General features: G+C 67.1%; 14 protein-coding genes and 3 pseudogenes. 8 read left to right on the forward strand and 9 right to left on the reverse strand.

Going from position 1 to position 11875, the window contains the following annotated elements; genetic code table 11:
• Nucleotides 1-175 precede the first annotated feature (175 nt).
• A pseudogene (locus ACVT6V_RS26785) lies at nucleotides 176-355 on the forward strand (NAD(P)-binding domain-containing protein); the annotation flags it as partial.
• Nucleotides 356-617: 262 nt separating this feature from the next.
• Here the strand turns inward: ACVT6V_RS26785 and ACVT6V_RS26790 are convergent.
• The 7 genes and pseudogenes from ACVT6V_RS26790 to ACVT6V_RS26820 form a co-directional block, all read right to left on the reverse strand.
• Nucleotides 618-964: pseudogene (locus ACVT6V_RS26790) on the reverse strand (YihY/virulence factor BrkB family protein); the annotation flags it as partial.
• A 123-nt stretch (nucleotides 965-1087) separates the two neighbouring features.
• The gene (locus tag ACVT6V_RS26795) at nucleotides 1088-2155 is read right to left on the reverse strand and encodes an LLM class F420-dependent oxidoreductase (protein ID WP_489897094.1); all 1068 of its coding nucleotides are present in this window, start codon (nucleotides 2153-2155) and stop codon (nucleotides 1088-1090) included.
• A 38-nt stretch (nucleotides 2156-2193) separates the two neighbouring features.
• Entirely contained in the window at nucleotides 2194-2433 is a 240-nt protein-coding gene (locus ACVT6V_RS26800; RefSeq protein WP_489897095.1) for a hypothetical protein, read from the reverse strand.
• Nucleotides 2434-2915: 482 nt separating this feature from the next.
• Nucleotides 2916-3035, reverse strand: a complete 120-nt coding sequence (locus ACVT6V_RS26805; protein ID WP_489897096.1) for a zinc-ribbon domain-containing protein — start codon at nucleotides 3033-3035, stop codon at nucleotides 2916-2918.
• 12 nt (nucleotides 3036-3047) lie between these two features.
• Entirely contained in the window at nucleotides 3048-3440 is a 393-nt protein-coding gene (locus ACVT6V_RS26810) for a hypothetical protein (RefSeq protein WP_489897097.1), read from the reverse strand.
• A 527-nt stretch (nucleotides 3441-3967) separates the two neighbouring features.
• Nucleotides 3968-4270, reverse strand: coding sequence for a toxin (locus ACVT6V_RS26815; RefSeq protein WP_489897098.1), 303 nt, complete (start codon nucleotides 4268-4270; stop codon nucleotides 3968-3970).
• The gene (locus ACVT6V_RS26820; protein ID WP_489897099.1) at nucleotides 4267-4494 is read right to left on the reverse strand and encodes a ribbon-helix-helix protein, CopG family; all 228 of its coding nucleotides are present in this window, start codon (nucleotides 4492-4494) and stop codon (nucleotides 4267-4269) included. Before ACVT6V_RS26820 ends, ACVT6V_RS26815 begins: the two co-directional genes overlap by 4 nt.
• A gap of 132 nt (nucleotides 4495-4626) precedes the next feature.
• On the opposite strand from ACVT6V_RS26820, the gene ACVT6V_RS26825 reads away from it, so the two are divergent.
• The 7 genes and pseudogenes from ACVT6V_RS26825 (at nucleotide 4627) to menE (ending at nucleotide 8904) form a co-directional block, all read left to right on the forward strand.
• On the forward strand, nucleotides 4627-4806 hold the full coding sequence (locus ACVT6V_RS26825; RefSeq protein ID WP_489901031.1) for a hypothetical protein: 180 nt from the start codon (nucleotides 4627-4629) through the stop codon (nucleotides 4804-4806).
• Nucleotides 4727-5128, forward strand: a pseudogene (locus ACVT6V_RS26830) (ABC transporter ATP-binding protein); the annotation flags it as partial. The gene ACVT6V_RS26825 and the pseudogene ACVT6V_RS26830, both read left to right, overlap by 80 nt.
• A 204-nt stretch (nucleotides 5129-5332) precedes the next feature.
• Nucleotides 5333-6583 (forward strand): inorganic phosphate transporter, encoded by a 1251-nt coding sequence (locus ACVT6V_RS26835; protein ID WP_489897100.1) that lies wholly within the window; start codon nucleotides 5333-5335, stop codon nucleotides 6581-6583.
• Between the two features lie 21 nt (nucleotides 6584-6604).
• Nucleotides 6605-6889, forward strand: a complete 285-nt coding sequence (locus ACVT6V_RS26840) for a hypothetical protein (protein WP_489897101.1) — start codon at nucleotides 6605-6607, stop codon at nucleotides 6887-6889.
• Nucleotides 6890-6925: 36 nt separating this feature from the next.
• Entirely contained in the window at nucleotides 6926-7237 is a 312-nt protein-coding gene (locus ACVT6V_RS26845) for a DUF3349 domain-containing protein (RefSeq protein WP_489897102.1), read from the forward strand.
• Between the two features lie 75 nt (nucleotides 7238-7312).
• Nucleotides 7313-7741 (forward strand): DUF3349 domain-containing protein, encoded by a 429-nt coding sequence (locus ACVT6V_RS26850; protein WP_489897103.1) that lies wholly within the window; start codon nucleotides 7313-7315, stop codon nucleotides 7739-7741.
• Between the two features lie 38 nt (nucleotides 7742-7779).
• Nucleotides 7780-8904, forward strand: coding sequence for an o-succinylbenzoate--CoA ligase (gene menE, locus ACVT6V_RS26855; protein WP_489897104.1), 1125 nt, complete (start codon nucleotides 7780-7782; stop codon nucleotides 8902-8904).
• Between the two features lie 10 nt (nucleotides 8905-8914).
• On the opposite strand, the gene ACVT6V_RS26860 is transcribed toward menE, so the two are convergent.
• Together ACVT6V_RS26860 and ACVT6V_RS26865 are read right to left on the reverse strand one after the other, a co-directional pair.
• Complete coding sequence (locus ACVT6V_RS26860; RefSeq protein ID WP_489897105.1) at nucleotides 8915-11500, reverse strand: LuxR C-terminal-related transcriptional regulator; 2586 nt, start codon at nucleotides 11498-11500, stop codon at nucleotides 8915-8917.
• A 57-nt stretch (nucleotides 11501-11557) separates the two neighbouring features.
• Nucleotides 11558-11779, reverse strand: a complete 222-nt coding sequence (locus tag ACVT6V_RS26865; protein ID WP_489897106.1) for a hypothetical protein — start codon at nucleotides 11777-11779, stop codon at nucleotides 11558-11560.
• Nucleotides 11780-11875 lie beyond the last annotated feature (96 nt).

Genomic DNA, 11875 nt, shown 5'->3' on the forward strand with positions numbered 1-11875 from the left:
CGACCCGCGACGACTGCGGGTGCCGGCCGGGAGGCCTCCGAACGGTGAGCGGACCGCCTGATCACGAGCCGAAACCCGGTTGAGTCGCTCATCGCCCATCGGCCAAAGCGGATTGAACCCGGCGGATCTGCGCGTTACGCGACTACTAACACATCGTCGAACAAAAGGTGCAGTCGTGCAGATCGGGATCATCGGAGCAGGATTCATCGGCGAAATGCTGACGCGCCATCTCACCGCCTTGGGCCACGAGGTACGCGTGGCGAATTCCGGCTACTCGGAGACGCTGGCCGAACTGGCCACGGAACTCGGCGCCACCGCAGTGTGGGCGGCCGCCGATGCCAATGACGGCAAACTGTAGTGGCTTAGGTTGCGGAAGCCGAGTGCGATGCCGCGGACGCACTACGCTGCGCCACGGGTCCAGTCGGCCTTCGGATGTGGGCGTAGGAACCTTCACACTCACGCTGCAGGCCAACGTACATCTCCAGACACACCACCCGCATCACACGACCTTGCTCCCCACTTAATCTCGTGACCACGAGAACCCGTTCTAAGCACCAACAATGAGAAGAGCCGCCAACCCCGAAGCTGACCACACCGGCCGACCGACGACGACGTCACGCGCTCGGCGCGGAGCCCAGTTGCTCGATCGGGCCGCGCGACGTGTCCACGGCCAAGGCGCCGACGTCGTCGATCATCTGCAGGACCGTGTCGGTGGTCTTCACCCCTCACCGACAACAGCCAGCAGCCAGCAGCCAGCAGCCAGCAGCGACACCGTGCCGGCAACGCGGGGGAAGAGCGACAATGCCGCGTAGTCGGTCAGTGCCGCGGCGAGATCGGGCATTGGTCACGCGAGAAGTAGCGTGCTGTCTTGCGCACGACCGACCACACCGACGGGTTGGTCAGGTCCGTGGGGAAGTCGGGTTGTTGGCATCATCGGGGTCAGCCAGGCTGGATCACCCCGCACGTTCCCATCGGAAACGCCATCTACCAAGGCCGATGTCTTGCGCGCGGTACCGATTGGCCCGCGATGCGACCACACGGCGAATCGAAACCTCGGGGTTGGTGGCGCGGGACCCCGGTTCGTCGACTATCCGCCGAAGATCTCCTTGAGAACCTCCATGTCGGCCACCCGCTCCTTGTGCGTCTCCGCCACCGGCGAGGCCAGCAGGCAGGTGACCCCGGCCTCGCGGAACGCGGCAGCCCGCTCGGCCACCTCCGAGCGCGAGCCGATCAGCGACATCGAGTTCACCAGATCCGCCGGCACGGCCTCGGCAGCCTCGGCCTTCTTGCCGTCCAGGTACAGATCCTGGATCAGCTTGGCCTCCTCGACGTAGCCGTAGCGCTGCGCGAGGGTGTTGTAGAAGTTCTTGCCGCGCGCACCCATGCCGCCGATGTAGAGCGCAGCGTGATGACGCACCAGCGTCTTCGCCTTCTCGATCTCCTGCGCATCGTCGGAGACGCGGGCGGTGGCCTGCACGACGATGCCCAGCTCACCCAGCGACGGGTCCCGCTTGGCCTTGCCCGCGGCCAGGGCCTCACCGAACGCGGCCTCGATCTGCTCCGGGTGGAACAGGATCGGCTGGAACTCCTCGAACATCTCGGCAGCGAGTTCGGTGTTCTTGGGGCCGATGGCGGCCAGCAGCATCGGGATGCGTTCACGCAGCGGGTGGTTGATGATCTTCAGCGGCTTGCCCAGACCGGAACCGCCGTGCTCCTCGTCGAGCGGCAGCCTGTAGTGCTTGCCCTGGAAGTCGGTCTTGTCGCGGCGCCACACCATGCGGCAGATCTCGGCGTGCTCGCGGGCCCGGCCGACCGGGTAGTCGTACTTGACGCCGTGGAAGCCCTCGATGACCTGTGGCCCCGACGCACCGATGCCCAGCACGGTGCGGCCGCCGCTGATGTAGTCGAGCCCGGCGGCGGTCATCGCCAGGTTGGTGGGGGTGCGCGAGTACATCGGCAGGATGCCGGTCTGCAGTTCCATCTTCTCGGTCTTGGCCGCGATGTACCCGAGCTGGCTGACCGCGTCGAAGCTGTACGCCTCGGGGACGGTGATGCGTTCGACGCCGGCCGCCTCGTAATCGGTGAGGTTGTTGATCGTCTCGCGGAAGTCGCCCGCGTAGTTGATCGGCATTCCAAGCTTCATCGCAGCAGTCATGGTCGGATTCTTCCACAGCGGTTGCCGACGTCACAGTCCTACCCGAGCGTTCGATCGCTACCGATTGAGGGCGGCTCTGATGGCGGGCCGCTGCCCGGCGGGCCGATCACGTGCTCGACAGCATCGCGGCCACCCATCGCCCGATCCATCAGCGCATCGAGGGCCGCCATCTCCCCGCGTCGGCCGACGAAGGTGGTGTCGGTGCGCGCGAGCGCCATCTCCGACGGGCCGATCGCCAGCAGCCGGCGCACACACCGGCCCGTCGACACCCTTGACACGAACACGCTCCGGTTCCGCGAGCACGGCCACGTGTTCGACCAGCCGCGCGGTCGACTCCGACAACAGCACCCCACCCGGCGGCGACACCGACTCCATCCGCTGGGCGAACCGGACCGGGCCCCCCGACCGAGCCGTAACCCAATGAGCCCGAACCGATCTCACCGACGATCACCCGCCCGGAGTTGACCCCCAGCCGCAGCCGCCGTTCCACACCGTCGTGGCGATCCACCTCGGCGGCCAACGCTTCGACCCGCCGCTGGATGTCCATGGCGGCCAGGCAGGCGCGGACAGCGTGATCCTCCAACGCCAGCGGCGCGCGGAACACGCCATCACGCCGCCCCCGGTGTACTCCACGCTCCCGCCATAGTGTTCGGCCACCGACGCCGACTGCTTGGCAAGTTCGGTCATGACCTCGCGGAAGCGCTCCGCTCGAGCACCGCAGCCAACCCCATCGACCGGACCACATCTGCGAACAGCACCGTCACCTGCTTGTACTCCGCGGGCTCAACGGAAGCCCGGTCGGCGCGCCACATCGGTCGCAGAACCGGGCCCCGGTGCGCAGGGAGGTGCCGCAGGCCCCGCACACAACCGCTGCCGCCACCCGACGCTCCGGTCAGTAGCACGCGTTGTCGGGAATCGATCCGGCCTTGTCGGTTGCGTGAGCGCCGTGGCCGCACCCAGGTGTGAACACCTTGAGGCCCAATCCGGGCGGCGTCGGGCCATAGTCGGTCGGGATACCTGCGCCTCCGAAGAAGCCATCGAGCGACTCGCCGAAGGCCCCCGGGGTGTTGCCGTCCTGCTTTGCGACACCGGAGGTCACGTCGCCGGGAGGAAGGGGGCCGCCGTCCGGGTTGTAGTCGGGGTTGACCGCACCTATCACCTCGCCGGTGTGGCCCGGGATACCACCTGCACCCAGCCCGCTGGAGGTGTCGGCCCACGCGGCTCCGGCGAATGGCACGGACACGACTGCCGTCGCGGCCGCGACGACAAACAGCCTCTTCAACATCTTCGAACTCCTCTCGGTGGCTGCGGGCCGGACGACCCACAAAGGAATCGTCGTCACGGTTCGCGAGAAGGGACTCAGTAGCGTGCCACTGCAATCTGATTCACCGGTGGCGCGGGAGAAGATCAGGGAGTTCTTCGACGGCGGAAACACGAGTGCGACGTGTGCGTAGCATCGAGGGCTGCGACGAGATGACCCATCTGCGCAAATTGCCGCGACACCGAAACCAGGTCCGTGCCGTTGGCGTCGCGAAGGGCCTGGGCGAACCGTCCTGCCACTCTGGCAAACGTTCAGCCGCCGACAGCACGATGGCGATCGCCTCGCTGACCGCGCCCTCGCCGGCCGCCACCTCGCGCGTGCCACAGCATGCTCACGGTCCCGGGAGCGAAACGCTCTACTCCTCGTGGTTCGCGGCGAGTTCGGCGGTCTCGACAGAATCGTTGATCGCTCCCACCAGGTCACGACCAAACGGGCGGAATCGTGCCGACCATCGTGACCGTACGCCGGTCGACAAGCCGCCGAGTGGTCCGTCAGGTGACGAGCGCGGTCATCAGCGCAACAGTCTGCGCCAGCGCGTCGGAACCAATGTTGCCGATAGGGTCGTCGAGTGCCACGACCGGAAGCCATTGGACAAGCTCAGGGAGTACCACGCCTTCCGGCCGGCGCACAGGGACGACCATCGCCATCGCACTCGGCGGCACGGGACCCGGAATGTAGGGGCACACTATTGCGCGCCCGGTGTCGGCGGCGAGATGAATGGAGTTGGACAGGACTGCAACATAGATCTCGCGGTCGGTGTCACGTCTGGGCACCACGTCTCCGGGTGTGATCACAAGTCTCCGGACCGATTTGTCTGATAGATCAGCTCGGCATACTCGTCGATACGCAAGGCGGGAACAGTGCTGGCCGAGTAACTCGCCAGAGCAACCCGAAGATGTTCGTTACGCAGAGCCCGTTCGATCAACTCCGAACGATTCAAACCCGCCGCTTTCGCGTCAGCGTCGGCAGTCGCCAACACCGCATGGTCGATGGTCACAGAGACCTTCTCTTTGGCCATATGGTCATCCTACCGTTAGTAGGACGATGTGCGGGGCCTGCAGCGCATCTTCGCCCGGGGTGACAGCTCCAAGATCTGGCTGCTGTGTCTGGGGCGTTTCCGGCAATCACGATCGCGACGATGTCCGGAATCATGGGCGTCGAAACCGATTACATAAAAGCTCGCGCCCTGGGCGCGTCCCGCATCCAGGTGATCACCCACGTCATCCTGCCCGCCAGAGCCCCGATGCAAAGACTTCGGCGAACGACGCCCGTACGAGCTGTCCGGCGGCATGCAGCAGCGCGCCCAGATCGCGCGGGTACTGGTCAATGATCCGCGAATCATCCTGATGGACGAACCGTTCGGCGCACTCGACCCACTGACCCGGGAGAAACTGCAGGTGGAGTTGCTGTCGATGTGGCGGCGACAACGCAAGACCATCGTGTTCGTCACACACTCAGTGGAGGAGGCGGTGTTCCTCTCGACGCGAGTGCTGGTGATGAGCGCCCGGCCCGGACGCGTCATCATCGACCGGCGGATCGAGTTGCCCGGCGACAGCCCGGACGGGGTGCGCTCGCCGCAGGTGATCGCCACACAGGAGTTCCAGCAACTCAAGCTCGAACTCGCCGAAGCGATCTACAACGCGCACGACTGAAAGCTGAGGTCGTCGCCGGTCGAAATGCCTCGTCCCGGCGACGCCTCGGATAACGGCGCGGGCACATTTTGCAGCGCGATGAGTGCGACAACATGAACACTGGATGAACAGCTGTCGCCGCGCGAGAAACTCCCAGCTCGTATCGGTCAAATCGGACAGCCGATTTTTAGGTTTTGAGACCGGCCAGCCCGCATGATTATGAGCATGACCGGCGAGATGCTGATCCTTGTGCTGCTTGTCATCACGGCACTCGGCTTTGACTTCACCAACGGATTCCACGACACCGGAAACGCGATGGCGACCTCCATCGCCACCGGGGCACTCAAGCCGAAGGTCGCGGTCGGGCTCTCGGCCATTCTGAACCTCGTCGGCGCCTTCCTCTCCGTCGAGGTCGCCGCCACCATCACCAAGGACGTGCTGAACATCCAGCAGACGTCCGGCCCGGACAAGGGCGACCTGGTCTCCGGCCTGTCTCCCACGACAGCGCTGATGATCATCTTCGCCGGCCTGATCGGCGGCATCCTGTGGAACCTCTTCACGTGGCTGTTCGGCCTGCCGTCGAGTTCGTCGCACGCCCTGTTCGGCGGTCTGATCGGCTCGGGCATCGCCGCGCTCGGCACCAGCGGCATCAACTGGCACGGCATCATGTCGAAGATCATCGTCCCGGCGCTGGCGTCGCCGTTCATCGCCTGTGCGGTCGCGGCCTGCGGCACCTGGCTGGTCTTCCGGATCACCGCCAAAGTGCTGGAGTCGCGCAAGGAGAGCGGCTTCCGCTCGGGCCAGATCGTCACCGCCTCGCTGGTCTCCCTGGCCCACGGCACCGGTGACGCGCAGAAGACGATGGGTGTCATCGCGATGGCGCTGATCGCCTCGGGCCACCTCAACGCCGGTTCGGTCAGTCACGGCCTACCCGTGTGGATCGTCTTCTCCTGCGCGGCCGCCATCGCCCTGGGCACCTATCTCGGTGGCTGGCGCATCATCCGCACCCTGGGCAAGGGCCTCGTCGAGATCACCTCGCCGCAGGGTATGGCCGCGGAGGCATCGTCGGCGGCGATCATCCTCACCTCGAGCGCCGCGGGCATGGCGTTGTCGACCACGCAGGTCGCCACCGGTTCGATCCTCGGCTCAGGTGTGGGCAAGAAGGGCGCACAGGTTCGCTGGGCCGTCGCCGGTCGCATGGTCGTCGCCTGGGTCACCACGCTTCCGGCTGCCGGACTCGTCGGCGCCATCTGCTACTTCCTCGGACACCTGATGGGCGACGTCGTCGGCTCGATCGTCATCTTCGCGCTGCTGATCGCGGCCTCGTCGTACATGTACTGGCGCGCACAGCAGAACAAGGTCAACGCGGCCAACGTCAACGCCGATTGGGACGAGTCCACCAACTCGATCATCCCGGCCGCCGACACGCCGCAGCCCCCGGCCCAGGCGCCGACCACCAAGTCGCCGACCGCCTGACGGACCTGAAAGGACATCGTCATGGACATCCTCGAATCCATCCTCAAGGTCCTGGTGATCGGCCTGCTGTTCGGTGCAGGTCTGCCCGCCGTGTTCGCGATCGGCATCCGCTTGATGGCGGCAGGTCAAGGGGGCCAGAACGCCGACGGAAGGGTGGCCGCTCCGAATCCGGCGCTGCGTGCCGCGGCCTATGTGCTGTTCGCGATCGTCATCGCGGCCATCGCGTTCGGGCTGCTGTGGATCACCCGACAGACGATCCTCTACTACTTCGACATCCAGATCTTCCCGTCCGGGGCGTACAAGTAGTGCCGATCACAACGTCTATCGAAGGCATCAACATCCATGGCTGAAGGCACCCCGTTGTTCGAGTCGGCGATCAACTGGATTCGCAAGGGCTATCCCGAAGGCGTTTCTCGGACCGACTTCCCGCCGTTGATGGCATTGCTGACCCGCGTGCTCGACGAGCAGGAGGTCACCACCGTCGCGCTGCACCTCGCCCGTGAATACGGCGTGAAGGAGCCGGTGACCGAGGAACAGATCGGCGGAGCGATCGCCGGTGTGACCGACAGCGAGCCGACTCCCGAGGAGATCAATCAGGTGGCCTCGCGTCTCGCGGCCGTCGGATGGCCGCTGGCCTCGTCGAGCGCCAACTGACGGTCACCAACGCAGCGAATACAATCGCAGCAGGTCATCGGGTGTCTTGCTGTCGGAATGAAGGGGGGTGTAGCCATGGATCGACCGCAGTTTCTCCAACGAATCATCGAGTGGCTGCGCGCCGGCTACCCCGAGGGCGTGCCGCAGGCCGACTACATTCCGCTCGTCGCGCTGCTCCGACGTCAGCTGACCGAGGAGGAGATCGAGGAGGTCTCCGCCGACCTGATCGCCGAGTCCGCCCCGCCGCCCGAGCCGATCTCCAAGATCGACGCCGGGGTGAAGATCACCAAGGTCACCCACGAACTCCCCCACGAGGCCGACGTCACCCGCGTCCGTAAACACCTCGAGGCCTCCGGCTGGCCCTTCGACGACTCCCCCCTCGCCCCCGCCACCCCACCTCCGCCGACAGAACCCAAAATCCCGCCGACAGAACCCCAGATCCCGCCGAGAGAACCCAATAATCCGCCGACGGAACCCGACGACCCTGCCGGAGATGAGTCCTGAAGACCCTTCGCGCCCTTCACCTCCCCACCCGGCCCGACGTGCTCGACCGTCGCGCCGAGCTCTCGGCGATCCTCGATGGTTCGGCCGCCTACGTCCCGGTCCCCGACGTTCCACGCGAGGCCGCCATCCTGCGTGAGGCCCTCGGCGTCGACGAACCGATCGACGACGACATCTCGCTGGTCATCTCCACCTCGGGCACCACCGGCGTCCCCAAGGGTGCCCAGCACACACCCGCAAGTCTGACCGCCTCGGCGCAGGCCACCGCCGACCGGCTCGGCGGGCCCGGCAACTGGCTGCTGGCACTCGCCCCGCACCACATCGCCGGCTTACAGGTCCTGTTGCGCGCCTTGGCCTCCGGCTTCACCCCGACGGTCCTCGACGTCGGCGACGGCTTCGATCCGGATGCCTTCGCCGACGCCCTCGACACCCTCGACGGCCCGCGCCGCTACACCTCGCTGGTCCCGACCCAGCTGATCAAGGTCCTCGACTCCCCGCGCGCCACCGCCGCCCTGCGTGAGTGCGATTCGCTCCTCGTCGGCGGCGCCGCCACCCCGATTCCGTTGCTGCGCAAATCAATCGACGCCGGGATACCGATCACCCGCACCTACGGCATGAGCGAGACCGCCGGCGGCTGCGTCTACGACGGCGTTCCGCTGAACGGTGTCACCATCCGGATCGAACACCCCAACCCCGACGGCGTCGGCCGGGTGATCCTCGGCGGACCGATGGTGGCCCTCGGCTACCGCAACCGCCCCGACCATCCGGCCTTCGCCGAGCCCGGCTGGTTTCGCACCGACGACCTCGGAACCGTTGATGACGACGGTGCGCTCTCCATCCTCGGTCGCGCCGACGAAGCGATCAGCAGTGGCGGACTCACCATCGTGCCCCAGGTGGTGGAGGCCGTGATCCTCGACGACCCGTCCATCGCCGAGTGCGCCGTCGTCGGCCTGCCCGACGAACGTCTCGGCGAGCAGGTGGTCGCCTTCGTGGTCGCCTCCGGCACAGGCACAGTCGACGCCGAACACATCCGCGGCACGGTGACCGAACGACTGGATCGCTATGCCGCGCCACGCGAGGTCATCGAGCTGACGGAGCTGCCGACGCGGGGGCCGGGGAAGGTGGATCGGCGGGCGTTGCGGGAGCGGTTCGGAGGACGGACGTGAAGACCGCGCCTCACTCCGGCTGCCCACGCAGCACCGCGATGAGTTCGTGACGGTTGGCGGTGCCGGTGCGCTGTGAGGCCCGGAAGATGTGGCCTTCGACGGTGCGCACTGACATGCCGATCTCACGCGCGATCTCCCGGTTCGACAACCCCGTCGCCGCCAGTTCGAGAATCTCGCGTTGGCGCATGGTCAGCGGGACCACCGCCGAGTTCGCCTTGCGCGCCGGCGTGCACGCACCGGTCATCTCGGCGATCCGGTCGGACATCGCCGTCGCGGTCATCGCGGCGCCGCGCCGCCCTTCGTGCCGGAACACGCACGCGGCCTGCGCCGCAGCATCAGCAGCGGCGACCCGGTCGCCGAACGCCTCGTAGCCGGCGGCGGCATCCATGAGTTGGTCGGCGTCGACGGCGGCAAGGCCGGTGGCATGCTTGGCCGCGGCGTGCACGCGCGGTCCGTCCACCAGCCGGGTGAGCTCCGTCAGCCGGTCGGCCTCGGCGCGGCAACCCAGTTGCACCGCTTCCTGACGCAGCATGACCTCGACGCCCAATGCGCCGCTGCGTTGTGCCGCTTCGGATTCGACGTTCAGAGCTTCGATGGCGTGGGTGAGGTCGCCCTGCACCGCCCGTTTCCATCCGTCGGTCATCGGCACCTCGAATGCGTAGAACATGGGTGCGGAGGTGGGTCCGACGAACGATGCCGGCAGGCAGTCGGTGTCTTCCTTCGGACCGATGAGGAAGGGGCGCAGTCGGATACCGGAGAGCAGCTTGAAATCGATGGTGGAGAACCGGGCGCCCGCCTCACGCAGCCATCGTTGCGCGACGGCAAGGTCTCCACAGGCGTCGGCTATCTTGCCGAAGGTTTCGGCTCGGACGGCGAGGGTGCGTGGATGATCGGCCGAGAGCGGCTGGATCCGATCGGCGAGCTGGTGGGCCTGATCAAGGTATCCGCCGATCTCGAGCGCGATCGCGTAGGTCAGGGCCAGGCCGTAGCTGGACTCGGTGGGCAGCGCGCGGGCCACGTTCCAGGCGCGGTCGAAGTGGGCGTGGGTGGCATCGATCCGTCCCACCGCTGCCAGCGACAGGATGAGTGCGAGAATGGCGAAGTGGTCGGCGAATATGCCCTTCCGCGTGGAGGTCTCCGCGATGGGCGTCAACGTGTCGATCGCGGCCTGCCACTCGCGGCGCATGGTGTGCGCCGACCCCTGCGCGCACTGGTACAGCCGCTCGTACCCGTGGCGGGCACTGTCGGCCTGCGACACCCGGGCCAACTCTTCCTCGGCGGTCACCATTTCGCCGTAGCTGACGGCCACCATGGCAATCCGCAGGGCGATCAGGGTCAGTTCGCCGGGATCGGTTGTCCGCTCCCGGATTTCGCGGGCTACCTGTAGGGCACCCGCCAGGTGTCCCGCGCTGATGTGGGCGAAGTACAGCGTCCACCGGGTCCTCGGGCAGTCCTGGCGGCGGACTGCGGCGCGGGCCAGCGTCTCGGCAGTGTCGGCGTCGAGGAGATCGACAGCGGCGCGGGCCCCGACGACCAATTCGTCGACCGCGACGGCTGTGTCGGACTGTGCGCTCAGCACGGCCAGTCGCACCTTCTGGACCGGTGACAACGATTCGGACTGGCGACGCAGGGCGTCGGCGATCCGGCCGCGCAGTCCACGGACTCGAAGGGTCGGCAGCTGAGCCATACGCACCTCCCCGTACAGCGGGTGTGCCAACTGCGCGGTCTGCCACTCGTCGTCGGTGTCGACAAGGATCATGCCCGCGATCTCCGCGGCGTCGACGGCGTCGGCCCCGCAGATGTCGGCCAGCACCTGAAGATCCAGAATGCCTGCGGCAGCGAGAGTGTCGACCACATCGAGCACCGCCGGAGGCTGTCGGCCGATTGAGGCGGCAACGAGGTCGGCGAGGGTGGCCGACACCTGCGGCCGGCCTTCCCAGACGAACACTCCGCCGATCTCACGGATGTGCCCGGCGGCGCGCTCGTCGACGAGGAGTTGGCGCAGATAGAGAATGTTGCCGTGAGTGTGCTGCCAGAATCGTTGCGCGCTGGCCGAATCCACCTGTCCGCCGAGCGCGGCCTCCGCCAGGGTGATCACGTCGGCCACCGACAGCGGCTGGATCGACAGCAGCGGTACGATGTCGTCCTTCCACAGTGACCGTACGGCGTCGCACACCGTCTCGCCCTGGCGGACGGTGACGATCAGCGCGGCCCGGCGCTGCCGCACGAGCTGGGCCACCACCAGCGCCGACTGATCGTCGAGCAGGTGCGCGTCGTCGACGATCAGCAGCACCCGCTCGGACGCCTCGGCGACCGCGTCGGCGACGTCGGTGATGCGGTCGAGCAGGTCGGGACCCAACGATCGCGCGTAGTCGGCGAACGCGCCGAGCGGTATCGAGCGTGCCGAGGCGGTGGCGGTGACCGTCCGGCACACCAATCCATGGCTGCGGGCGCGGGCGGCGCATTCGCGGGCCAACCGCGTCTTGCCGACGCCCGCCGTACCCGACAGGACTATCCCCGACGCGTCACGGCCGCCGACCGCGTCGCAGATGCGTCGAATTTCCTCGTCGCGACCGACCAGCGGCCACCCGTCCACCATCTCAGGATATGGCGGCGGTGGCGCGGGCATCGGGGTTCCGGAGATCTTCGCGACCTACGCCGACGGTCGCCCGGAATTGTCGAGGATCGCCGCGATCTTGTCCTCGGCCAGGGCGTATACGCCCGGCAGTGCCTCGATGTCGACGCCGAGTATGGAAGCGATCAGTTCGTCGCCGATTCCGGCGGCCCGCAGGCGCAGGGCCTCGGAGTACGGCAGCGGCAACCGGTCGATCGCCTGCAAGCGGCGCGAGCCGGACTGTGCCGCATCGCCGCTCATCAGGGCACCCGTCGACGGCCATGTGACGAAGTCATGCCAGGCTCCTTGGGCTCGGGGCGCGGCGTGTTCCGCACATTGTTCACCGTGCACCACATG

It is taken from the genome of Gordonia sp. LMA167 (assembly GCF_058130025.1).